Genomic DNA, 23326 nt, shown 5'->3' on the forward strand with positions numbered 1-23326 from the left:
GAGCCGTCCTCACACGTCTCTTGGCTGGCTGACGCCGGTCGAATATGCTGCTGTCACGGCCGCTCAAGCGGCCGAATGAACGCCGGATACTCTCCATCAGCCTGGATCAGAAATCGGGGGACCCTCAGGCCTTGGCAAGCGGCCGCTGCTGGTGGCTTTGCGCCCAGGGTGCGCCGTCATCTCTCAGGAAAATCAACGCTTGCTGCGGCCTTTCTAGAATTCGTTCTTCAAAGAAGCGGCGGCCCTCGTCGGCGAGGACGACATGACGTGGTTTCCCCGATTTTGAAATCTTGACCGCCAGCGTTCCATTGGGGGCGTCAAAATCCGCAACCCGAAGTCGAATCAGCTCACCATATCGACATCCGGTGAAAAGCGCGCCGCGAATCAAGTCGCGAAAGCCGCCATGCGTCGCGTCTATGAGATGCTGGCGCTCTTCGCCGTTAAGATAATGGACTCCGCGGCATCTGCCTCACGAAATGGTTTGACCTTGCGCCAGGCCTCATCCGTGGTGGCTTTCCCGTCTTGATACGCATGGTTCAGCCCTGCCTTTAGGACCGTCAGCACGCGATTCGCCGTTGAGCGGCGACGGCGCCCCCCTCTTGGTTACCGTCCGCGAAAGAATTCGTCGCCTGCTCTGCAGCTCCTTTGCGTGTCCTGACGAATTTGGCCGAGGACGCCAATTGCTCGTGCCAATCCCGAATTCGCTTGGTCGTAAGTTTTGAGATCTCGATCGCCCCGAGCTCTGGGATGATCCTGGCCTTCGCGGCGTAGCTGTCCGCTCGCACGCCTTTAGACCCTCTTCGCTCTCGTGCTTGGAGATAGTCCAGCAGGGCCGCCTCGACAGTGTAACGCCCGGCATGCGGCTCGCCCTCGCCCGCGAGTTCTCGTGTTTTTTGCCCAAAAAAGCTCCGGGCTCGTTCCTTAGCCTGAGCAAAGGAAAAGCAATTCAGCCCGTCAGCATCCCCCGCATCATCCGCCGCGCCGATCGATTTATAAATTTGTTTGCCTTCGTCCGAGCGCAGGCGCGCGATCCATGTGCCGCCGTTGCTTCCCCGGCGATATCCGATCGCACAGCCGGCCGATATGACAGTCCAATAGGGCTCACGCCGCTCGACGAGTTTCAGCCGCGCGTTTCGCGTGTCCATTTTGGGATTGCGAATGGATCTCGGCATGGCATTTATCCGTACGGAATTTGTACGGAAAAGGTGCAAGCGAACCGCCGCGAACTAGCAAGTACTTATCTGTAGTATTATCAACTAGTTATATGAGGCGCGGCCATTCCTTGTCATGCGCGGAAATGCATGTTACGCCTCTCTCACGGCGAAACAGTGGTTCGATTCCCCTAGGGAGCGCCAAGCAAATCAAGTCGTTAGCTCTCGCTTTCGACGCGACCCGCTTGATCATGCCGACGCTGCCTGGGCGAGCGACCCTCCCTTAACCGCCTCACCCTAGCCACATGAGCATGGACATTCTTCGATTCCCAAGATGCGTCGGCGAGGCGCCGCTCCGATTGCTAAAGATGCGTTCCCCCAATTCTTCAGGCGCGGCCGAAGGAATTGCTCATGGACAAGTGCAAAGTGCTTTTGACGTTGAACGATTTGCTCCAGACGTCGACGGGAGGAGAACGCCGGTTCCGGACATGCGCCCAAAGCGCCGCAAACGTTGACGTCAAACGCATTCTTGAGGCCGCGGCAGATGGATGCGCCGTGGGCGCCCGGCAACTGACAACGAAAATCCGCAGCCTGGGCGGCCAACCGCGTTCCGCCGGATCCGTAAATGGCGCAGTCGGCATGGACGATCGCTCCATCCTCGATGAATGCGAGCGTCACCAGCAAATAGCAAAGCACGGCTACGAAGCAGCGCTCGACGTGGATTTGCCTCTTGATGTGAAGGCGATACTTGAACGGCACTATAAGGTCGTTTCAGAAAATCACGACCGCATCCGCAATCTTCAAGACGCAGCGTAATTTGCTGGACATCGTCAAGCCAGCCGCCTCGCCAGCTAGCACGCTCTTTCGGCACGAAGCATAGCGATACTACTCTGACCTTGCGTATCCGATAAGACTCGCTCCCGGCGCTGCCGCGCATCGTCGGTATCCTGCAAGGCGAGTTGGCGCAGACGGCGGACGCTATGATCGTACTCAACATCAGATTACCACACACGCTTCTCGGCTTCCGATGATCGCAGCGCGAATGCCCACCCGCTCGTAGTGCGAAGGCGGTCGGCGCGCGCCCTGCTCTTGGGGCCAGGCCTCGATCACCGCCTCGCCGGGATTCCCTGCCGAACTGGTCCGGCGCTTCCCAAACGGGTCCGGATGCCGGGCCGAGAGCGGGTGCGTGCACGAGAGCTTCACGATACGATGGCTTGGTCGGAGCGACGCGAAGGACCTCCTTGCGATCGCGCCTTTCGTCCACGCCTGCGAAAATGGAATGAACTGATGGCGGCGACCATTATTCTCGTGCTTGCGCCAAATTTCTTCGTGCTGGCCGGCGGCTACTGCGCTGGCCGGCTGCGCGTGGTGGACAACGGCAACGTCGACAGTCTCAACGTGCTGGTCATGAACTTCGCTCTGCCTGCGGCGCTGTTTGTGGCGACTGCGTCGGCTCCGCGCGAAGAACTGCTCGCGCAGGCCCCTCTGTTCGCCATCCTGGGCCTCGTCATGCTGACCGTTCACCTCGCCTGGTACGTCCTCGCGCGTTGGCTCTGGCAGGCCACCAGGGCTGACGCTTCGCTACAGGCGCTCACCATTTCGTTTCCCAATCTGGCGGGGGTCGGCCTGCCGATCGCAGCGTCGTTGCTTGGGCCATCGGGAATGGTTCCCGTGGCTGTCGCGCTGGCGTCCGGCTCGATCATCGTCAGTCCATTGAGCCTGCTCATCGTCGAGATGAGCGGCGGCCAGAAGAACCCCGCCGAGAAGCCCATTGCGCGTACGCTCAGAGCGTTGCGCCGGGCGATGACCAAGCCCATCGTTTTGGCGCCGGCTCTCGGCATCGTCTTTGCTTTATCCGGGTTCAAGCTCGACGCGGTCGCAAAGGAATGCCTCATGCTGATCGGCCGCGCCGCCCCGGGCGTTGCGCTTTTCCTTACTGGGCTCGTCCTATCGTCGCAACCCTTCCGCCTGGACTGGAAAATCATCGCGGCGACTTTCGTGGCCGATATCGTTCGGCCGCTGCTGACGGTCGCGGTCGTCTTTGCCCTTCCGGTCGCTCCAGAGACAGCCAAGATCGCGATCCTGATGGCTGCCGTGCCGTCCGGTTTTTTCGGCATCCTGTTTGCGGTCAGCTACCGCCTCGACTCCGCGGCGATCGGATCGATGGTGTTCGCCAGCACCGTGTTCAGCATCGTGACGATGGCGATCGCAATCGCGGTCCTCTATCCTTGACGCTCTTCGAAGAGCATTGCGATCCACTGTTGTGGCCATGGACTGCGGCACGAAGTTTCGTCGATCCGTGATGTGTTTGGCGGCGCGCCGATGTTGCGCCTGGCGATGATAGCGCCGCGCTGGAAGCGGCGAATCCGGCGGCGCGCCCGATCAGATCAATCGATCAAAGCCTATGTCCCGTTCGCGCGCTCCGCCAACGCCGTCGCGCGCCTGGCGAAGCCCTGCCGGCCGCAGGCAAGGCCTCATACTTTCGTATTCTCGACTTCGCCTCGAAAGCGCGCCAACGTCGCCAAGTGGATGTTCTGCAACAGAGCGTCCACGACCTCGTGGTTCATTCCACCTGATGTTCGGGGACAGCTATTCAGCTGTCGCGCTACGAGGATGCTTTTCAGATCCAGATGCGGTTTCGTATCGAATTCAGGATCAAACAAAGCCTTGAGGCACCTCCCCGGTCGCGCGATCCGACTGGGCCAGAAGGGAGCATTCCATGTCCACGGCCAATCCTTCCGCTGGCGGTCCGCAAAAGGCGGCATCTGGAAGCGCCGGCCGCTGGTCGAAAGCAAAAGCGTTGCTGGCCGTTGCGGGATTTGGCGGCGCGTTCCTTGGGCTCGCGGCCGCCGTGCATTTTGCTATTGCGCCGAAGCCCCGGGCGGCGGCGGCCCCAGCGCCGGTCCCGGTCGTCACCGCCCTTGTGCAGCGGCAGGACGCGCCCGTCATCCTGACCGGCCTTGGCATTGTCCAAGCTTTCAACACGGCGACGATCCGCAGCCAGGTCACGGGCGTGCTGGAGAGCGTCGGCTTTATCGAGGGCCAATCGGTCAAACGCGGCGATGTGCTGGCGCAGATCGATCCGCGCCTGTTTCAGGCCCGGCTCGATCAGGCCGAGGCGCAGCTTGGCCGCGATCAGGCGCAGCTTGCCAATACGCAAACGAATCTCGGGCGCGACGAACCGCTGCTGCAGCGTGGCTTTGCCACCAATCAGGCGGTCACGGATCTGTCGGCCAGGGTCAGCCAGCTGCAAAGCACGCTGAAAGCGGATCAGGCGGCGGTCGAGGCGGCCGGGATCGAACTCGATTACGCCACCCTGCGCGCGCCCTTCGATGGCGTGACAGGCGTGCGGATGATCGATATCGGCAATGTCATTCATCCGGCGGACCCGACTGGAATCGTGACGCTGACGCAAGTCCAGCCGATCAGCGTGCTGTTTACGCTGCCTGTTGAAGATATTCCCGCGGTCCAGACCGCGCTTGCCCGCGGGCCGGTGACCGCGACCGTTTACAATCAGAGCGGTACAAAGCGGCTTGATGCCGGAACATTGCTGCTCATCAACAATGTCGCCGCGCCCAACTCCGGCACGGTCCAAATGAAGGCGACTTTTCCAAACGCGCAGCGGCAGCTCTGGCCCGGCGCCTTCGTCAACGCCGAGATCACGACATCGATTGTGAAGGACGCGCTGACGATCCCGACCGACGCCATCCAGCAGAATGACCAGGGCGCGTTCGTCTATGTCGTCGGCCCGGATCGCAAGGTCTCGATCCAGCCCGTCGAACTCGGCCAGCGGGTGCGCGGCGTCGCGCTGATCACGAAGGGACTTTCCGCCGGCCAGAGCGTCGTGGTTCAGGGCCAGTATCGGCTGCTGCCTGGAGCCGAGGTCACGCCATCGGCGCCGGGAGAGGTTCAAAACGCCTCGACGGCGAGCGCTGGAATGCTGCCATGAATCTTTCCTCCGGCTTCATCAGACGTCCAATTGCGACCACGCTCCTGATGGTCGCCATCGTCGCCCTCGGCGCAATCGGCTATGTCCTGCTGCCGGTTGCGGCGCTCCCGAATATCGACTCTCCGACGATTCAGGTCACCGCCCAATTGCCCGGCGCGGACCCCGGCACGATGGCGTCCTCGGTCGCGACCCAGCTCGAGCGGCAGTTCGGCCAGATTGCCGGCGTCAGCCAGATGACCTCAAGCAGCGGCGCCGGCCTGACGCAGGTGACGCTTCAATTCGATCGCAGCCGCAGCATCGACGCCGCAGCGACCGACGTACAGGCGGCCATTTCGGCGACGCAGGGGCTGCTGCCCGCGACGCTTCTCAGCACGCCGACCTATCGCAAGATCAATCCCGCCGATACGCCGATCCTGCTGATCGCACTGACCTCTGACGTCCTGCCGATCATGACCGTCAGCGACTACGCCAATTCCATTCTGGCGCAAAAACTGTCGCAAGTCCCCGGGGTGGGTCTTGTCGGCGTCGGCGGCCTCGTCAATCCGGCGATCCGCATTCAGGTCAATCCGGCCCAGCTCGCCGCGGCCAATCTCGATTTCGAGTCCGTCCGGACGGCGCTTGCCGCCGTCACCGTGGACCAGGCCAAGGGCCAGCTTTACGGCGGCCAGCAGGCGGTGGCGCTACAGACCAACGACCAGCTGACCACAGCGGAAGGTTTCGCCGACACGATTGTGGCCTACCGCGATGGCGCGCCGATCCGCGTGCGCGACATCGGGCGCGCGATCAAGGCGCCGCAGGACACGACGCTGGCTGGCTGGCTGAACGAAAAGCCCGCCGTTCTGCTCGCCGTGCAGCGCGAGCCCGGCGCCAATGTCATGGCGACCGTCGAGGCGATCAAGAAAAGCCTGCCGCGGCTGCAGGCTTCGCTGCCGCCCTCGATCGACGTGAAAATCGTCTCCGACCGCACACAGACCATCGCGGCGAGCATCAACGACGTTCGCTTCACGCTTTTGCTTACCATCGGCCTTGTGGTCATGGTCATTGCGGTGTTTTTGCGCAGGCTCTGGGCGACCGTCATTCCCGCAATTTCTGTTCCTATCTCCATCGTCGGCACATTTGCTGTGATGTATGTGCTGGGCTTCAGCCTCGACAATCTCTCGCTCATGGCGCTCACCATCGCCGTCGGCTTCGTCGTCGACGACGCCATCGTGATGGTCGAGAACATCGTGCGCCACATCGAGGGGGGCGCCTCGCCGATGCAGGCGGCCCTCGACGGCGCCGGCGAGATCGGCTTCACGATCCTGTCGATCTCGATCTCGCTTGTGGCGGTGTTCATTCCGCTATTTTTGATGGGCGGCGTCGTCGGCCTGCTGTTTCGCGAATTTGCGGTGACGGTCGCCGTGTCGATCCTTGTGTCGGTGGCCGTTTCTCTGACGCTGACGCCCATGCTCTGCGCAAGCCTCCTGCCGGCCGCCGCTGCGGCAAAAGAAAATTGGGCGTCGCGCGGACTTGAACATTTCTTCGTCTGGCTGAATGCGGTCTACGATCGCGCCCTTGTGGTCGCCTTACGCCATCGTCGCGTCACCCTCGCTGTGATGCTTGCAACGGTGGCTGCTACAGTGGCGCTGTTCATTGTCATCCCGAAAGGCTTCTTCCCGCAACAGGACACGGGGTTGATCATTGGCGTCAGCGAAGGCGCGCAGGATGTCTCGCCCGATGGCATGAAGCAGAGGCTGAAAGCCATTCTGGAGATTGCCGCCAGCGATTCCGCCGTGGCCTCGGCCGTCGGCTACATCGGGCCGGGCGGGCCGACCGTGACCGAGAATGACGGACGCGTCTTCATCACCCTGAAGCCCAAAGGCGAACGGGACGTGACAGCCGACCAGATCATTGCCCGGCTAAGCGTGGCGATGCAGCAGGTTCAGGGCATGGTTCTCTACATGCAGGCGGCTCAGGACATCAACATCGGCGGACGTATTTCAAAGACGCAATACCAGTACACGCTGACCGGCGTCGACAGCGACGAGCTGACCCGCTACGCGCCGCTGCTCTTTGAAAGATTGAAGACGCTTCCCGAACTGGCGTCGGTCGCGACCGATCAGCAATCCGCTGGCCGGACGCTGAATGTCGAGATAGACCGCACCGCGGCCGCGCGCCTTGGCATCGATCCGGCGACGGTGGATTCGACGCTCTACGACGCTTTCGGCCAGCGGCATGTGGCGCGCATTTATACCGCGCTGAACCAATATTATGTCATTCTTGAAGTCGATCCGCGCTATCAGCTCGGGCCAAACGCGCTGGAGCGAATCTACATCCGCACGCAGAATAATACGATGACGCCGCTGCGCCAGATCGCGCGCCTGACCTCAGGCGTCGCGCCGATCGCCATCAATCATCAAAATCAGTTCCCTTCAGTGACGCTCAGCTTCAACCTGGCGCCGGGCGCGACGATCGGCGCTGCGGTTGCGGCGGTTGAGGCGGCAAACGCCGCGCTTCACATGCCCCGCTCGATTGCGGCCGGCTTTTCCGGCAATGCGCAAGCGTTCCAGAACTCGCTGGGAAGCACGCCGCCGCTGATCCTCGCTGCGCTCTTTGCCGTCTATATCATCCTTGGCATGCTCTATGAGAGCGCTATCCATCCCCTGACTATCCTTTCGACCTTGCCGTCGGCTGGCCTTGGCGCGCTCGCCACATTGGCGCTGGTCGGCCGCCCGCTCGACGTCATCGGCATCATCGGCATCATGCTTCTCATCGGCATTGTGAAAAAGAACGGCATCATGCTGGTTGATGTCGCGCTCGAAGCGCAGCGCACGCGCGGCCTTTCCGCCGAAGACGCCGCCCATGAGGCCGCCCGCCTGCGCTTCCGGCCGATCCTGATGACGACCATGTGCGCGCTTTTAGGCGGCATCCCGCTGATGCTCGGGACGGGCACAGGCTCCGAAATCCGCCAGCCGCTTGGCTATGCCATCGTCGGCGGGCTTCTCGTGTCACAGGCTCTGACGCTCTTCACGACGCCTGTCGTCTACATCTACATGGACAAGCTCGGCGCGGCGCTGAGTCGTGGGAGGAAGGGCCGCGCTGACCCCGCGGCCGCAAGCAAACAAGACCCCAGGCCGCCCACAGCTTCGTCGCGAGCGGCGAATGCCGCGCCCGGAGGACAAGCCAGTTGAATTTCTTCAGGCCTGTCCTGATTGTTTGTCGAGCGGTTTGTTGCAATTGGCATCCGCGGCATGGCGCCAACGCCAAACCTGGAGATGATCCATGAAACTCAGCGCGGGCCCGAGCGGCGGAGCCAATTAATAGCGTCAGCGCGCAGACTCCATCACGGGCGCGCTAGCAGTGCCAGCGTCAGGACGGGGCTGCGCAAGCACATGCACCGTCGCGGTCATGCCGGCTGCAAGATGCACGCCCTTCGGCGCCGCGTCGAAGGTGATGCGGACCGGAATGCGCTGGGCAAGACGCACCCAGGTGAACACGGGATTGACCGCCGGCAGACCGGCGACGCCCGGCGTGGCGTTCGGATCCATGATGCCGCGGGCGAGGCTCTCGACACGCCCCTCAATGGGTTGATCGGGAAAGCCCATGAGGATGATTTCGGCCGGATCACCGGGGCGGATGCGCGCAATCTGGGTCTCCTCGAAATAGCCCGAGACCCAGTAGCTGTCTGAATCGACGAGCGTCATCGCCGCCTGTCCGATCGTCGCATAGGTTCCGGTCTGCAGGAGCAGATTGGTCACATAGCCATTGACGGGCGAACGAACCTCGACGCGGTTCAGATTTAGCCTCGCATTGTCGAGATCGACCATCGCGCTGTCATAGGCGGCCTTGGCGATCTCTGCTTCGCTCTCGAATGTCTGGCGGACCTCTGGACTGACGGCGGCGTCGCTGAGCTCATCGCGCCGCGCCGCCTCAGCCTGACTGTTGACCATCTGGGCCTGCGCCCGAGCAAGCGCTGTCTCGGCGCGGCGCGCCGCGATGAGATAGTCGCGATCATCGATGCGAAACAGCAGATCGCCTTTTTTGATCCTCTGGTTATCGCCGACGAGCACCGCCGTGACCTGGCCAGATACCTGTGGCGCCACTTGCGCCGTATAGACGCGTACGGTCGCGTCGCGCGTCCATGGCGTATCGAAATAATAGCGCCAGGCGAGCCAGCCCAGCACGACTGCCCCAGCCAGCACGACAAAAACAGTGAACAGGCCAAAGGCGGAGGGGGTGGCCGGGACGGGCGACGCCGCGCTTTGAGCGCTTGTCGGCGTAGCGATGTTTTTTGGCGGGATTTCCGACATGGCTAGATGCGCCCAAGCAGGAGAACGAGCCCCGACAGGAGCCCTATGAACACGGCAAGCTCCATCGCCGGCGAGCGCGCCAGAAGAGCTACGCCGCGCGTGCGATGAACAATGGCAAGCGCCCCGAGCGTGGCGACAAAGGCGATCGGCAGACAAAGCGCAAAGGGGGATATGAACACGCCCATCACGTCGATCTCGCGCAGCGGAAATATCATCGGGCGGCCCTCCAGATGCGCTCGGGGAGCACGATGCGATAGGCCGCCATGCCGAAAGCGATGCCGGCGAAGATCGCGGCGGCCTCGTTGAGCGAGGCGGCGAGGTCATATTGCATCGGATTGGCGGGATCGACCGCAAGCAGGAAGGACAGATTATAGCCGACCGCCGTCCCGGCCGTACGCTGATCGGTCATCCCGACCGCGCCAATAAAGAGGAAGGGAGCGAGGATCGCCGCGAGCAGCCCGAACGAAGAGGGCGCGTTGAGCAACGCATATTTGACGAAGATGCCGAGGAACTGTCCCAGGATGACGCCCCAGAGATAGTCCGCCGAGCGACGGTCGGGATCCGGCAATGTGCCAAGGAAAAGCGCGACGACGCCGGCAAAAACCGCAAAAAGCCCGCCTGAAGGCCAGGCGGTGGCCATCCATATGAACCAGGCGAGGCCCACCGCCACAAAGACGCGTACGGTGTTGCCTGCAACCTGCGCCAGATTCGGGGCTGGGGCAGGCCTGGCTGCGGTTGCAGGTCGAGGGCCCTGCAGCATCTCGGCGAAGGCGCTCGCAACATAGGCGCAGGCGAGACCAAGTAGAATATCGGCGGCGCGCGCGACGGAGATGTTGAAGATCGTTAGCGGACTGGCCTCGCTCAGCACCACCACAAGGCCGGTGGTGAGCCCGGATAGAGCAGCGCCATAGGCGGCGAAGCCAGGAAGGCGGCCGCCCACATAGGCGTTGAACGCGAACCATGCCGCGAGGAAAAGACCCATGGCGATCGCGCTCTGGGAGAAGATCGCGACGCCGGCCAGGCCTGCCGCCAGGCCGAGGATGGTGCCGCCTGCCCGCCACATTCCCTTTGTCGCGACGAGACCGCGCGTCGGCAAGGCGAGCGCCATCGCGGTCCAGGCTGCCCAGCGCGGCGTGTCGAACTGCAGCCACATGCCAAGCCAGAGCGCCGCCAGAGCCGCCGCCGTCGTGCGCAGACCAAAAAGCGCGCCCGAGGCGCCAAATTGCGCCGCTAATGTCGGCTTTTCAGCGATGTTCGATCCTCTCGTCAAGCCGATCCTCTGATAACGGCCCGCACCGCTGGAGCTTTGGCCAAACTTAGGCGCCGCATTACGAGATGAAAGCGAAGAGCGCTTCGCGTCAATAGTGCGATGCTTGGATCAACTCCTCTTAGGCATGCATTGTCTCGATCTCGGCATGATTGCCGCAGCGTCGAGGATGGCGTCAGCTTGGCAGGAAGTCTTCGCCAGCGGTTGCCGGGAATAGTCGAGCGGCACTTTCCCCGGGTCGCCTCCGCATCTCTGGTGCGGAGGATGGAACAAGGCGATGGCGAACTGCTCTGATAGGTCCGTGCGCGCGGAATCGAAGGCCGCGACGTCCACATCGAATACATTCCGCATCGACTCCATTTGGCTCGCCAATGGAATCCCGCGGTCATTCATTCGATCCCTGGGGCGTTCAAAGATCCTGTCGCAGGGATTGACGGAGGCAAGCGGCGTTGCCCCCGATCCGTCTGCGTGTGATCGGCGGCGCGGGCCTTGGCTATGGCTCCGCCGGGGTCAGCCGCTCAGTCTGAGAAGTTGCCGGGACCTTCGGGGTGGGCGGGATCCGCGCCAAGGCCCATACGACCGCGAGTTCCGGATTCATCGAAGGCCTTGCGGTCGCAATCGTCGCGGGAAAAGCAGGGCCGCAGATGGGGCGGCGTTTCCGCCCAGCGATTGGCGTCCAGCGGATCGTTGCAGGCCCGAAGATGGCGCCCGCAGGCGACCGCGCCATTCCGTTGCAGGCCGCTAGCCTGTGTCTCGCCCGAGCAAAGCGCAGCTGCGATCGCCGTGAGCCATGCCGCAAGAAACGCGGATCGCAAGCCGAACGCCCCCCGTTTTGCAGGGGCCGCGAAAAGCGGCTGCGCGCGCGCGCCTTTGTCTGCGGCCATGCTCGCAAGCGTGATCCACAACTTTGATGCGCAGTGTTTCCCCGCCATTCTTCGCAAACTATGGAAGCTGATTCGCGGGGTTTCTACCCTCGAGCATCGCGCCGAGGCTGCCGCTGGCGCCGCCTTTGATCTCGCCATATTGAACCGTCCAGTCGGGCGCCGCTGGCGTGGGCGGCCGCCGTGCCGAAAGGGTTTCGCGACCGACGCTATTTCGGCGCCAGCGCGCGCTGTGACTGTGCGTGGTCTGACATGCCGCCGCCGGCTGGATGCTCGTGCAAAGCGCGGCGCAAAGCAGAGTGGCGCCCGCGCGGTTGAACATCTTCGGCATGGGAATATTCCGGTCATGCGCCGCGTGCAGCAACGCAAGCGTTGTTTAAGGCTTGTGTATGCGGGGGCGCCAGGCGATCTCATCGGAGGGCGAGACCGCCTGGCATGGAGCGCGCGGGGGGCCAACAGCGCGCGCCCCAAAGACCGAGGTTTCGTTAGTCGCTCACATTGCCCGGGCCTTCAGGGTAGAAAGGACTCTCTCCGAGACCTTCTCTTCCCCGTGTTCCCGAATGGTCATAATTGGCGCGGTCAATCCGTGAGAGGCTGGCTCCCGCCCCACCTGAGTCGACGCCGCTTGAGGCAAGGCCGTACCATTCATTCGGTTTGATCGATTGGGCTGTATGGTGGCGCGCCTTCGCCGCGTGATGGCCGTCGGCTTCGGTAGCGCCTGCCGAGCCCGCGACGCCAACGACCAGGGCGATCACGGCCGCGCACAAGGCCCCGCCGCGAAGGCGGCGCGCATTGAGACTATGCATGGAATGCTCCTTTAACGACCCGCTCAAGGATATCTTTCCCGCGGTTCTGAATGCTTTGAATATAGATCTGACAGTCTGCTTTTAAAACAAGTATAGTATAAACGATGATTTAGAATCTGCGCAGCCGGATTAAATACTAATTTAAAATGCCTTCTCTCCGCTCCGCCGACGCAAAGATTGCGCTTTCCGCGACTACTGACGACATTGCAGCGTGAACCCCGCGCCGCGCACGCTGTGAATGAGCGGCGTCTCGCCATCGGCGTCGATTTTGCGGCGCAGCTTTCCGATGTGCACGTCGATGAGATTGGTGTTGGGAAGCGAACGGTAACCCCAGACGTCCTCGAGCAGCATGGCGCGCGTGAGGACCTGACCGACGTGACGCATCATATATTCAAGCAGCTTGAATTCGGCCGGCAGAAGCGCGATAGCCCGCGCGCCCCGCTGCGCCATGCGTGTAATTCGATCGAGTGAGAGCGGCCCGACAACGAGCGCCCTCTCCTGCACGCTCTGGCTCCGGCGCAGCAACGCTTCGACGCGGGCGGCGAGTTCTCCGAGGGCGAAAGGCTTCGTCATATAATCATCGCCGCCCGCCTTGAGCGCGCGAATGCGCTCGTCGACCGCAGTGAGCCCGCTCACGAAAAGGACAGGCAGATGGGCGTCGTCTCGCCGCAGCCGTTCGATTATCGAGACGCTATCGACGCCTGCCAACATGCGATCCGCGATAATCAACATCGGGTCCAGCGCGCGCGCCGCCTCAAACCCGTCCTCGGCTGTGCTGACAGAGACGGCCTCATAACCGTTCGCCCGGAGTTCGTCCTCAATAGCCTTGGCGACAAAGGATTCGTCCTCGACGATCAGTATGGGCCTTTGCCGGCGCGCCGGATTTTCTGAGGGCGCTTCAGCCTTGATTTCCGTCTCCATGCCTCTTTCCACTTTCTCTCAACTCTCCGCATGAGCGAGACCCGCGTTGTCGAGATCGGCCTTCTTGCCGCCGCTAAGATTGCCAGCCGTGGTTAGGCGCCCGATTTCACGCATCGCCGCACATTCACTGATCCGTCACATTGGGCCGATTTGAGGCCCGCTGAAGTAAAAATCGCTTGAGCGAGGCTGTGCGAAGCGCCGCGCCGATGGCTCCTCGAGGCGCCGTCCTTGCCGTTCATAATCTCCCCTCACGCACCAAAGAGTCGGACGGGGCGATCTTCAAGCTGTTCGCGTCAGGCCGCGCGGGAGACGCATCGGCAGTTTCTACAGGGCGAACAAGGTCGCCCGCGACGAGCGTCTCCTGCGGACTGTCGATGATCCGGTCGGAAGGGCCAATTCCCGATCTCACCTCGACGTCTTCGCCGAGATTGCGGCCAAGTTGCACCGGCTTGATCACGACCTTTTCATCTGGTCCGGCGGTGGCGACGCTCATTCCGTGCGGGCCGAAGATGAGCGCCGTCGCCGGCACGCGCAGGGCGCGGGGATCGCCCGGCAGATGAAAATGAGCCTCGACGAAGGCGCCCGGCCAAAGCTTGCCGTCAGGGTTTGGCGCTTCAAGCTCGACAAGCGCGGTGCGGGAGCTTTTCGTGATTGCGTCCGAGGTTGAAACGAGGCGCGCCTCGAATGTTTGCTGCCGCCCCGGCAGGTCGAGGGTCGCTTTAAGCCCCGCCTCCATGACGCCGATATAGGCCTGCGGCACTTTGACATAGATGCGCATCGCATGGATGTCCGAGACCTTGAACAAGGGCTGGCCGGATTTCTGGCCGGAGTCGACAAGATCGCCTATCTCGACAGCGCGCGCCGTCACGACGCCGTCGAACGGCGCCTCGAGCTGCTCGAAGGAGGCCAGCGCCTCGAGCCGCGCGACGTTCGCCTGCGCGGCTTCGACGGCCGCATTCCTGGCGGCGAGCGCGCCCTGCTTTTCGTCGTCCGCCTGCTTCGACACGATGTTGCGGCCAACGAGGCTGCTCCACCTTTCGGAAGTGACCTTGGCGAGCCTGGCGTCGGCCTCCGCGCTGACGAGGACGGCGCGCGCCTGAACGAGCTGCTGGTCGACCTCTGGCGAATCGATCGTTGCGAGGACGTCGCCCTTTTTGACGCGGTCACCGATATCCTTCTTCCAGGAGGTTACGTAACCGCTGGCGCGGGCGTAGATCGAACCCGTGTTGAAGGCGGCGACGTCGCCCGGCAGCGTCAGCTCGGTCTCCTTTGGACCGCGCGTCGGCGTCACAAGGCGCACGCGGGGGACAGCGAGCTCCTCCGTGCGCGCGGCGATTTCCTGCTCGCCTTTCGCCCGCACCATCACGCCTGACACAGCGACCGCCACAATGGCGAGCGCAAAGCCAAGGACCAAAATCCGCAAACGTCTCGAGGACGGCGGAGCGACGGCAAAAGACGGCATTGGATCTCCTTCAAGAAGGCGGAACGCGTCCGAGGCTGCGCTCGCGACCATTGTGGCCGAGGAAGAGCGAGGGGCGCGCAAAAGGGCGAAGAGGACAGGCGCGAACACAAGCGTCGCGCAGGTCGCGAGCATCAGTCCGCCTATGACGGCGCGCCCAAGCGGCATGTTCTGGCCGGGCTCGATCGCCATCGGCGTCATGCCAATGATCATGGCGAGAGCCGTCATCAGAACCGGGCGAAATCGCGCGGCTCCGGCCGCAAGCGCAGCCGCCGCCGGCTCGACGCCGCGCGCAAGCTCCTCACGGGCGAAGCTGATGACGAGAATGCTGTTGGCGGTGGCGACGCCCATGCACATGATGGCCCCGGTCAGCGCCGGCGCGGACAGGGGCGTCCGCGTGATGAACAACATCCAGACGATGCCCGCGAGCGCTGCCGGGAGGGAGAGAATGATGACCAGCGAATCGAGCCAGGATTGGAAGTTGACGACGATCAGCAGGTAGATCAGCAAAATCGAGAAGCCGAGGCCGAACAACAGTTGCCGATAGGCGCTCGTCATCGTGGCTGCCTCGCCGCGGATCACGACGGTTGCGCCCTTTGGCGCCTCGGCGCGGGTTTCCGAGACGATCTTTTCGACATCCGCTCTAACGGCGCCGAGATCGCGGCCTTCGGCCGAGGCGTAAATGTCGATCGTCGGCTGGATATTGTAATGGGTGACGACGCTTGGCGTCGGCTCCGGAGTGATAGTCGCGACGGCGCCGAGGAGTTGCGAGTCGGTCGGTCCCGAGACAAGCACGTTTTGAAGGCCGGGCAATGTGTCGATCGCATACTGCGGCGTCTGGATCGAAACCGGATAGGAGACGCCGTTCTTGGGGTTAAGCCAGTAGATGGGCGTGCTCTGACTGCTGCCGGACAGGGTATCCTGCAGGCTGGTCGATGCGTCATGCTCGGTCAGCCCGACGACTCCGGCGAGATCGCGGTTGAAATCGACCTTAAGCGCCGGCGCCTCGAAGACTTGCTGAACGCGCGCGTCCACCGCGCCGGGCACATGATTGATGCGCGCGAAGAGCTTTTCCGCATAGGCCCTGTCGGCTGCGGCGTCGAATCCGGCGATCTGCACGTCGATCGGAGCGGGGGCGCCGAAATTCAGAATCTGCGTCACCATGTCGCCCGGCAGAAACGCGAAGGACACGCCGGGAAAGGCGTCGCGCAACCGCTGTCGCAAAGCGGTCTGATAGGTCGCAACCATTTCCTCGCCGGGGGCGAGCGTGACCAGTATGTCCGCATCGCTCACGCCGATCGTGCCCGAGTTTGCATAGGACAGATTGATGCCGCTGTTCGGCAGGCCGATGTTGTCTACGATGGTCTCAAGCCGGTCCTTTGGTATCGTTTGGCGGATTTCCTGTTCGACCTCGCTGGCGATGCGCGCGGTTTCCTCGATCCGTGTTCCCGCATGCGCGCGCATATGAATGCGCAGGATTCCGGCGTCGACGGCCGGGAAGAACTCCTGGCCGAGAAAAGGAATGAGAAGCAGGGAGACGGCGCAAAAGCACAGGAAGCCGGCGACGAACGCCTTGCGATTGACGAGCGCCCAGCTTAGCAGCGCGGCGTAGCGCGATTGCACGGCCTCGAAAACATGCTCGAACCGGGCGTGGGCGCGCGCGAACCGCGATTGCGGCGCTCCGTCTCCATGCGCGGACGCCGCATGGCTCAGCAGCGCGCGCGCCATCGTCGGCGTCAGCGTGTAGGTGAGGACATAGGAGGCGACCATCGCCGAGACGACGGCGAGCGCGAGCGGCCGGAACAGATAGCCGGCGACGCCGCCAAGCGAGAGCAGCGGGACGAAAGCGATGCAGATGCAAAGCAGGGACACCGTAGCGGGCGGCATGATCTCCCGCGCGCCCTCGACGATGGCCGTCTCGATGTCATCGCCACGATGAAGATGCCGGTTGATGTTTTCGATGGTGACCGTCGCGTCGTCGACGAGAATGCCGACGGCGAGGGCGAGACCGCCGAGAGTCATCACGTTGATCGTCTGGCCTGTCAGCGACAGGAAGACGAGGGAGCTCAAGATCGCGAGAGGGATCGAGATGGTGATGATCAGCGTCGACCGCCAGCTGCCGAGAAAGACGAGGATCATGAGGCCGGTGAGGCTCGCCGCGATAACGCCCTCCCTCACGACATTCGTCACGGAGGATTTGACGAAGGCGGACTGGTCGTTGACGAGCTTGAGCCGGACGCCTGGAGGAAGCGAGGCTTCAATTGCGGGAAGCGCCTTCTTGACCCCGTCGATGATGTCGAGGGTGGATGCCGACCCGTTCTTGACGACCGAGATGAGCACGCCCTTCGCGCCGTCCATCTGCACGATATTGGTCTGCGGCGGCGAGCCGTCGTGAACGAAGGCGACGTCGCGCATGAAGACGACGGCGCCATTTACCACCTTGATCGGAATGTCGTTGAATTCCCGGAGCCGCTTCGGCGAATCGTTGAGGTCGATCGTATATTCGTAGCGGCCGATCTTCTGGGTTCCAACCGGCGTGATGATGTTTTGCCGCACCAGCGCGTCGACGATGTCCTGGGCCGAAAGATTATGCGCGCGCAGCGCCTTCTGATCGAGGTCGATCTGCGCCTGCCGCGCCGCGCCGCCATAGGGCGAGGGCATTTGTGCGCCGGGAATGCTCGCAAGCTGTGGGCGGATGAAATTGGCCGCCAGATCATTCAGCCGCGCCTCCGGCAGGGAATCGCTCGACAACGCGAGCTGAATGATCGGCACGCTCGAGGCGTTGTAGACGAGGATCTGCGGCGGGTTGATGCCCGCCGGAAGCTGCTTCAGGATCGTCTGCGAAATGGCCGTGACCTGCGCCTGCGCCGCGCTGACGTCGACCGTCGGCTGGAAGTAGATTTTCACCAGCCCGTAGGTGACGAAGGATTGCGACTCGATATGCTCGATGTCGTTGACCGTCGTCGACACCGCCCGCTCATAGCTCGAGATGATGCGGCCGGCCATGTCGTCGGGCGGCAGACCGTTATAGGTCCAGATGACACTGACGACCGGGATGCCGATATTCGGAAAAATATCCGTCGGGGTCTTCAATATGGCGAGCGCCCCGTATATCGCGATCAAGATCGCCATCACCACGAACGTCAAAAGACGCGACAGCGCCAGCCTTACAATTCCGATCATCATGTTTTGAAACGCAACCCCTTATAGCAAACGCTGCCGGCGGAGCTCTCCGAACCCATCCTTTCGTAACATTAGCGAAGCGCTCTCAACAGTAACTTATGTTTTAGCTCCGGGATCTGCATGCGACTTGGACGCCGCGTATCAAAATAAACTCTAAAACATCATTTATGATAAATAAAAATTGTTTTAAGCTTATATTTTTTCGCGAAAAGCTAGGCTATGCATAAAGAGCGGCCAGACCGGGTAGCTCTTTCGTTCGAAAATCACAACAACTTCCGGCGGCTGCACCGCGGTTGGGACAATGGCGGCGACGCTTCCCGGCACGTCTACAATTTTTCGCCCCCTCGCGGCTCCCTGTTCAACTCCCTCAACGCCATCTCGCTCAATCACATGCCGGACATCATGGGAAAAGCCGCCTGGGACACTGCGGTTTTTTGATTTGCCAGCTCACCGGCGGCTTCTGGCAAAGGATCTATCAAGGGTCCTTCGGCCAGTTGCGCGGTGACTGCAATATTCCTTCACGCAGAAGTATTCGTTCCAGAAGATCGGGGGCCGCGCCAAGACGCAGGAGAATATGGGACTCTTTAGTGTTCGCTACTACCCGTTCTGACCGGGCGAGAGAGACGAACCCACGGATCTTGGGAGCAGCGGGCCTCACGACGCTCTGGTCCGCCGCTCCCTCCCCTTCACCGCTAGCTCTTTACCAGAGTCATCATATCATGCTCCAAACCATCAGTCCGGCTCACGAAGGAGCCGGCGAGACAGGCCCCGCGTGGAGTTCCCTCCCTCCCCGCGAGCCGAACGCGGATGGAACGGTAACGCCGATGCGCATTTCGGATCTCTTCCGCACGGCGTCCTTCCGGCTCGCGGTGCTCTTTGCCTTTGCCGTCACCGCCGCCACAACCGTCATCTTCGTCTTCATCTACTGGCATGTCGCGACCTTCGATGTCCGCAGGGTCGGCGTGCGGCTTTCAGACGAGGTCGCCCGCGCTGCCGCGGAGCCGGATGATCAACTGCGGCGCCAGCTGCGGCGCCGCCTTGCGAGCGATCTGCGAAAGCTCGACTATGTCGGGCTTTTCGACGCGCGGGGAAAGTCCGTCTTTGGCAATGTCGCTGCGTTGCCGGAGGGGCTTCCGATCGATGGCGCGCCGCATCCGATCGAAGTCGCGCCGCTCGGCGGCGGTTCGGGCACCGAGCCGGCGCTTCTCGCTGCGCGACAGCGCCCGAACGGGGGCGTCGTCCTGATCGGCCGCAGCCTTTATGAGGTCTACGCCCTGCGGCGGCTCGTCATTCGCGCCCTCGCGCTCGGCGTCGCGCCGACGATTCTGTCGGCGTTGATCATCGGTCTGATCTTCAGCCTCCGCACGGTGAAACGCCTTCGCAGCATCAACGAGGCGATCCTTCGGATTATCCAGGGCGATCTGCAGGACAGGCTTCCGGTCGGCCCATGGAAGGATGACGTCGACAACATCGCGAGCGGCGTCAATCTGATGCTCGACGAAATCGTCCGCCTCCTCGATCAGATCAAAAGCGTCAGCGACAACATTGCGCATGATCTGCGCGCGCCGCTCTCGATCACACGGATGAGCCTCGAACGCGGACTCGCGGCGCCGGCTGAAAAGGATCTGCGCGCGGCGGCAAACCGCGCCCTCGCCGAACTCGATCGAGCGCTGACGACCGTGACCGCGTTGTTGCGGATTTCAGAAATAGAGCTCGGGCGCCGACGGCACGAATTTGTCCCGGTCGATCTCGCCGAGGTCTGCGCGACGGCTTTCGAGCTCTATGAGCCGCTCGCGGAGGCAAAATCAATCTCCTTCACGCTAGACGCAGGGCGTCCCGTGCCGCTCTCGGGCGATCACGATCTACTCGTTGAAGCCGTCGCCAATCTCATCGACAATGCGTTGAAATTCGGCCCGGAGAACGGCGTTGTGTGCGTCTCGGCGTCTGTCGTTTCGGGGCGCGCCGAGGTCGCCGTTTGCGACAATGGGCCGGGCGTCGATCCAAGCGAGAGCGGCGAAATCTTCAAGCGCTTCTACCGTTCGAAATCGGCCCGCTCCATTCCCGGAACCGGCCTAGGCCTCAACCTCGCGGCGACGATCTTCAGCCTGCACGGGCTTGATCTCAAGGTCGCGGACAATCACCCCGGCGCCCGCTTTGTAGCTTCGCAGCGTCTGCCGGCTTCGTCATGATCCGCGTGACGGCTTGACGGCCTTGCTAGGCGGCGGCGCAGACGCAGCGAGCGAACCCTTGGGGCCCCGACATCATGGGGGAATCCGCCGAACGCCACACGTCAGGCCGCGACCGCTCACATGGGAATTATCCTGATTGAGAGACAATAGTTCATTCAATTGATGTAGATATATTCCCGCGTAAACTCTTCAAACCAGCTAAAATAGAGCTTCAGTAAATCCGAAGGCGTCGCAACTTGAACTATTAGCTGCCGTCGCTAATATCGTATGCATTGTCGTAATTGCAGGCGTGGCCGGTCTTATCTCTCCGAAGATAAGGGACGCCGACCTGGCCCCGGCGCCTCAAGGATACTGGCATGTTTGTTAGTCGTCATTTCCCTGGTCGAAGTCATCGGGCGGAGTTCGCTCGCTTGACGACCCGTGACAATCGCGTGCTCCAGCGATGAAGATGCTGCTTGTAGATGATCACATTGTCGTCCGTGAAGGCGTGCGGCGCTTGCTGTCGGTCTTTGTTGAGTCTGTCGAGCTGCTCGAAGCTGGAACGGCGCTCGAAGCCTTGTCGATTTATCGCTCCACGCATCCCGATATAGTCATTCTCGATCTGAATCTTCCGGGAACCGGCGGGCTCGAGCTTCTGAAACGGCTGTTGATCGAGGATCCAAGGGCGCGCGTGCTCATCTTCTCAATGCACTCCGTGACCCTCTACGTTGCGCGCGCGCTGCAGTCCGGCGCGAAAGGCTATATCAGCAAAGGCGCCAGCGCCGAGGAATTCGTCGAAGCGATTCACCAAGTGATGGGCGGCGGCCGCTATATCGAACGCGAACTTGCGGCCGATCTCGCACTCAATGTTTTTGGCTCACAAGACCCCGCCAAATCGCTTTCAGCGCGTGAACTTGACATCATGCGGCTTCTCGCCAAAGGCAAAAGCCTTTCCGCAATCGCCGACACGCTTGGCGTCTCCTACAAGACCATCGCCAACACTTGCACGGCGATGAAGCACAAGCTTCTCGTTCAGCGCACCAGCGATTTGATCCGCCTCGCCGTTGAGATGCACGCCTCTTAGCTAATGGTCTCGCGCAGGGTGAAGCGGCTCCTTTCAGACGCATCCCATCCGTCCCCGGGTCGCTTCAGGGGCTGATCGCGATGCCCCAGGGCAAACGACCGACCGGCACGGATCGTGTCACCTTCAGATTATCGACGTCGATCACCGAAAGATCATTGGTCAGCCCGTTTGCAGCATAAAGCGTCTTGCCGTCCTGGCTCAGCGCAAGCTGCCAGACGCGGTCGCCGACCAGCAGATACTTCAACACCTTTAAACTCGCCACGTCGATCACAGCAACCCGGTTGGCCCGGCCGAGCGCGACGAAAGCAAGCTTGCCGTCAAGACTAAACCGAAGGCCTACGGGCGAGATCAACTCCTTCCGTATGCCAGCCACTTCGAAGTTGATCTTGTGCTTGACCACATGCTTGTCAGAATCAATGATCGCGACCGTTCCGCCGACCTCCGATGTCACCCACACCTCTTTGCCGTCGTGGGTATATTCTGCAACGCGCGGCCGTGTATCGACAAGGACGTTGGCGACGACCCTGCGGGCCGACGCGTCGATGAAATGCGCCATGCTGGTCGATTCGGAGACATCGACAATAGTCTTGCCGTCGGCGCTGACAGAGAGGCCTTCGGGTTCGATGCCGACCGGAACCTTCGCCAGAACCTTTCCGCTCGCGCGCTCGAGCATTGTCACCATGGAATCATCTTCATTGGAGACGTAAATAATGTCTCCCTTTGGCGACAGCGCCAGCGTTTCGGGATCGGGGCCGGCATCGATTGTGCGCGTAACTTCGAGCTTATCCACGTCAATGACCACTATGTCGCCGGAGTCGCCATTACAGACAAGAACTTCGCTCCCGTCTGGCGTCGTGACGATGCCGCGCGGACGTTGTCCGACAGGAATGGTCTTGATCGTCGACAGGCTCGCGCCATCAAGGACGGTAACCGTATTATCGCGCTCGTTGCTCACGAAGATCCGGCTGGCCGAGGCTGCGCCGGTTGCCGCCAGCAGGCATACAAAGGCGCCTATGACGCCAAGAGGCCTTATTGAGCAAAGCGGCATTTCGTCTCCGGCTCGTCATAACCGAGGGTGTCGGTGAAGAATTTCGGATGCAGGAAGCCATCCTGTGGCGACATCGTGACGACCATCAAAGCGCTTGCCAGAAGGACCGGCTGCCGCAGCTGCTGATCCCAGCGACGGAAGGTTAGAGCCTGCCCCTTGAAACCTGCGACGCCGAACGCGTCCGAGCGCATGAACTCCGCCAGATCGATCGGGCTTGTTTTTCCAGAGCGAATGACCGCCTCGCCGATGGCGCGAACCGCAAGCCACGCGGCATAGTCGCGCTCGCTCATTTTGCGATGCGCCACGAGTTCAAAGCGGTGCTGCATTTGCAACGCCGAATATTCCTGAAACGCCGGATGCCAGGCGACCGGAGATAGACCCTGCGTGCCAACGATCGGCCGCGGCTCAAATGTGTTGTAAGGAAGATAGTCGCCAAAGAGATTCTTCGTGTCGGCGACAATCACCACGTCATGAGCCGGGGCGCCTTCGGTCGCGAGCGGCATTTGCGTCGCGATCTGTTGGTAACCGGTGTCAACGCGGCGTGATCCCGCATCATAATTATAGGCCCGAGCCTCGACGATCTTGCCGCCGAAGCGGGACGCCGCGCGATGAATGTCGGTGGCAAAGGCGGCGTCCTCGACGCTGGGGCCTTGCAGAACAAACCATCGCCGCCAGCCCTTCTTCGCCAGATATTGCCCCAGGGCGTCGGCGCGCATCGCCGTGCTTGGCAGTATGTGAAAGACATTCCGGGCGCACCTTTCCTGCCGCAAGTCGTCGTCGCTGGTGCGGATGTCGAAGATAAGCGAGCGCCTAGCGGCCGGCGCATTCGCCAGCGCCAAAAGGTCTGGCGCGTTGAGATCGGCGACCAAGACGCTATCCCTGTCAAGACTCTGCTTTGCCACCGCCACGACATCGGCGCCCCGTTTGAGGGCGATAAAGTCCATCGCAAACGAAAATCCGATGAATTTTCCCGTGATATTGATCTCATCGAGCGCCAAAAGGGCGCCCGCCTTGCCGTCGTCGTCGGGTTGGCTCTGCAACAGCGACAGATATTCAGCCTTCGGATAATCGCCCGCGATGTAGAGGATTTTCAACTCTCTCAAAGCAGGCGACGCCGCAG

General features: G+C 62.0%; 17 protein-coding genes. 7 read left to right on the forward strand and 10 right to left on the reverse strand.

Translation table 11 applies throughout. The features are described 5' to 3' along the window. Positions 1 to 124: 124 nt before the first annotated feature. Together CR492_RS18585 and CR492_RS18590 are read right to left on the reverse strand one after the other, a co-directional pair. Complete coding sequence (locus CR492_RS18585; RefSeq protein WP_245412166.1) at positions 125 to 388, reverse strand: tyrosine-type recombinase/integrase; 264 nt, start codon at positions 386 to 388, stop codon at positions 125 to 127. Between the two features lie 169 nt (positions 389 to 557). After that, complete coding sequence (locus CR492_RS18590; RefSeq protein ID WP_146030326.1) at positions 558 to 1172, reverse strand: hypothetical protein; 615 nt, start codon at positions 1170 to 1172, stop codon at positions 558 to 560. 390 nt (positions 1173 to 1562) lie between these two features. Here CR492_RS18590 and CR492_RS18595 point away from each other — a divergent pair, with 390 nt between their 5' ends. The 4 genes from CR492_RS18595 (at position 1563) to CR492_RS18610 (ending at position 8270) form a co-directional block, all read left to right on the forward strand. Beyond that, a complete protein-coding gene (locus CR492_RS18595) occupies positions 1563 to 1967 on the forward strand; it encodes a PA2169 family four-helix-bundle protein (protein WP_102845225.1) in 405 nt (134 codons plus the stop codon). Positions 1968 to 2438: 471 nt separating this feature from the next. Beyond that, a complete protein-coding gene (locus tag CR492_RS18600; RefSeq protein WP_348626732.1) occupies positions 2439 to 3383 on the forward strand; it encodes an AEC family transporter in 945 nt (314 codons plus the stop codon). A 487-nt stretch (positions 3384 to 3870) separates the two neighbouring features. After that, the gene (locus tag CR492_RS18605; protein ID WP_102845226.1) at positions 3871 to 5100 is read left to right on the forward strand and encodes an efflux RND transporter periplasmic adaptor subunit; all 1230 of its coding nucleotides are present in this window, start codon (positions 3871 to 3873) and stop codon (positions 5098 to 5100) included. Then, entirely contained in the window at positions 5097 to 8270 is a 3174-nt protein-coding gene (locus tag CR492_RS18610; protein WP_102845227.1) for an efflux RND transporter permease subunit, read from the forward strand. Before CR492_RS18605 ends, CR492_RS18610 begins: the two co-directional genes overlap by 4 nt. 135 nt (positions 8271 to 8405) lie before the next feature. Here CR492_RS18610 and CR492_RS18615 read toward each other — a convergent pair whose 3' ends face one another. The 6 genes from CR492_RS18615 to CR492_RS18655 all read right to left on the reverse strand — a co-directional run bounded on the left by CR492_RS18615 (position 8406) and on the right by CR492_RS18655 (position 17906). Next, on the reverse strand, positions 8406 to 9389 hold the full coding sequence (locus CR492_RS18615; RefSeq protein ID WP_102845228.1) for an HlyD family secretion protein: 984 nt from the start codon (positions 9387 to 9389) through the stop codon (positions 8406 to 8408). A gap of 2 nt (positions 9390 to 9391) precedes the next feature. Further along, positions 9392 to 9604 (reverse strand): DUF1656 domain-containing protein, encoded by a 213-nt coding sequence (locus CR492_RS18620; protein ID WP_102845229.1) that lies wholly within the window; start codon positions 9602 to 9604, stop codon positions 9392 to 9394. Next, on the reverse strand, positions 9601 to 10659 hold the full coding sequence (locus tag CR492_RS18625) for an FUSC family protein (RefSeq protein WP_102845230.1): 1059 nt from the start codon (positions 10657 to 10659) through the stop codon (positions 9601 to 9603). The genes CR492_RS18620 and CR492_RS18625 overlap by 4 nt, the downstream gene beginning before the upstream one ends. Positions 10660 to 12022: 1363 nt before the next feature. Then, the gene (locus CR492_RS18645; protein WP_102845234.1) at positions 12023 to 12343 is read right to left on the reverse strand and encodes a hypothetical protein; all 321 of its coding nucleotides are present in this window, start codon (positions 12341 to 12343) and stop codon (positions 12023 to 12025) included. A gap of 192 nt (positions 12344 to 12535) precedes the next feature. After that, complete coding sequence (locus CR492_RS18650; protein WP_102845235.1) at positions 12536 to 13264, reverse strand: response regulator transcription factor; 729 nt, start codon at positions 13262 to 13264, stop codon at positions 12536 to 12538. A gap of 235 nt (positions 13265 to 13499) precedes the next feature. Next, positions 13500 to 17906 carry an efflux RND transporter permease subunit gene (locus CR492_RS18655; protein ID WP_348626733.1) on the reverse strand — a complete coding sequence of 1469 codons (4407 nt, stop codon included), beginning with the start codon at positions 17904 to 17906 and terminating at the stop codon, positions 13500 to 13502. Positions 17907 to 18125: 219 nt separating this feature from the next. On the opposite strand from CR492_RS18655, the gene CR492_RS18660 reads away from it, so the two are divergent. From CR492_RS18660 to CR492_RS18670, 3 genes are all read left to right on the forward strand, one after another. Continuing rightward, entirely contained in the window at positions 18126 to 18344 is a 219-nt protein-coding gene (locus tag CR492_RS18660) for a hypothetical protein (RefSeq protein WP_102845237.1), read from the forward strand. A gap of 386 nt (positions 18345 to 18730) precedes the next feature. Then, positions 18731 to 20095, forward strand: coding sequence for a sensor histidine kinase (locus CR492_RS18665; protein WP_102845238.1), 1365 nt, complete (start codon positions 18731 to 18733; stop codon positions 20093 to 20095). A 448-nt stretch (positions 20096 to 20543) separates the two neighbouring features. Then, positions 20544 to 21158, forward strand: a complete 615-nt coding sequence (locus CR492_RS18670; protein ID WP_245412167.1) for a response regulator — start codon at positions 20544 to 20546, stop codon at positions 21156 to 21158. A 64-nt stretch (positions 21159 to 21222) separates the two neighbouring features. Here CR492_RS18670 and CR492_RS18675 read toward each other — a convergent pair whose 3' ends face one another. Together CR492_RS18675 and CR492_RS18680 are read right to left on the reverse strand one after the other, a co-directional pair. After that, positions 21223 to 22206, reverse strand: coding sequence for a PQQ-dependent catabolism-associated beta-propeller protein (locus tag CR492_RS18675; RefSeq protein ID WP_102845240.1), 984 nt, complete (start codon positions 22204 to 22206; stop codon positions 21223 to 21225). Next, on the reverse strand, positions 22188 to 23309 hold the full coding sequence (locus CR492_RS18680; protein ID WP_245412168.1) for an ABC transporter substrate-binding protein: 1122 nt from the start codon (positions 23307 to 23309) through the stop codon (positions 22188 to 22190). The genes CR492_RS18675 and CR492_RS18680 overlap by 19 nt, the downstream gene beginning before the upstream one ends. Between the last annotated feature and the right edge of the window lie 17 nt (positions 23310 to 23326).

This window comes from Methylocella silvestris (genome assembly GCF_002891535.1).
GTDB classification, from domain to species: domain Bacteria; phylum Pseudomonadota; class Alphaproteobacteria; order Rhizobiales; family Beijerinckiaceae; genus Methylocapsa; species Methylocapsa silvestris_A.

Excerpts from the sequence above, each read along its gene's own strand:
- CR492_RS18610 (WP_102845227.1), top strand. The coding sequence starts at position 5,097 with ATGAATCTTTCCTCCGGCTTCATCAGACGTCCAATTGCGACCACGCTC.
- CR492_RS18615 (WP_102845228.1), bottom strand. The coding sequence starts at position 9,389 with ATGTCGGAAATCCCGCCAAAAAACATCGCTACGCCGACAAGCGCTCAA.
- CR492_RS18655 (WP_348626733.1), bottom strand. The coding sequence starts at position 17,906 with ATGATCGGAATTGTAAGGCTGGCGCTGTCGCGTCTTTTGACGTTCGTG.
- CR492_RS18620 (WP_102845229.1), bottom strand. The coding sequence starts at position 9,604 with ATGATATTTCCGCTGCGCGAGATCGACGTGATGGGCGTGTTCATATCC.
- CR492_RS18600 (WP_348626732.1), top strand. The coding sequence starts at position 2,439 with ATGGCGGCGACCATTATTCTCGTGCTTGCGCCAAATTTCTTCGTGCTG.
- CR492_RS18650 (WP_102845235.1), bottom strand. The coding sequence starts at position 13,264 with ATGGAGACGGAAATCAAGGCTGAAGCGCCCTCAGAAAATCCGGCGCGC.
- CR492_RS18660 (WP_102845237.1), top strand. The coding sequence starts at position 18,126 with ATGCATAAAGAGCGGCCAGACCGGGTAGCTCTTTCGTTCGAAAATCAC.
- CR492_RS18665 (WP_102845238.1), top strand. The coding sequence starts at position 18,731 with ATGCGCATTTCGGATCTCTTCCGCACGGCGTCCTTCCGGCTCGCGGTG.
- CR492_RS18605 (WP_102845226.1), top strand. The coding sequence starts at position 3,871 with ATGTCCACGGCCAATCCTTCCGCTGGCGGTCCGCAAAAGGCGGCATCT.
- CR492_RS18590 (WP_146030326.1), bottom strand. The coding sequence starts at position 1,172 with ATGCCGAGATCCATTCGCAATCCCAAAATGGACACGCGAAACGCGCGG.
- CR492_RS18595 (WP_102845225.1), top strand. The coding sequence starts at position 1,563 with ATGGACAAGTGCAAAGTGCTTTTGACGTTGAACGATTTGCTCCAGACG.
- CR492_RS18675 (WP_102845240.1), bottom strand. The coding sequence starts at position 22,206 with ATGCCGCTTTGCTCAATAAGGCCTCTTGGCGTCATAGGCGCCTTTGTA.
- CR492_RS18670 (WP_245412167.1), top strand. The coding sequence starts at position 20,544 with ATGCTGCTTGTAGATGATCACATTGTCGTCCGTGAAGGCGTGCGGCGC.
- CR492_RS18645 (WP_102845234.1), bottom strand. The coding sequence starts at position 12,343 with ATGCATAGTCTCAATGCGCGCCGCCTTCGCGGCGGGGCCTTGTGCGCG.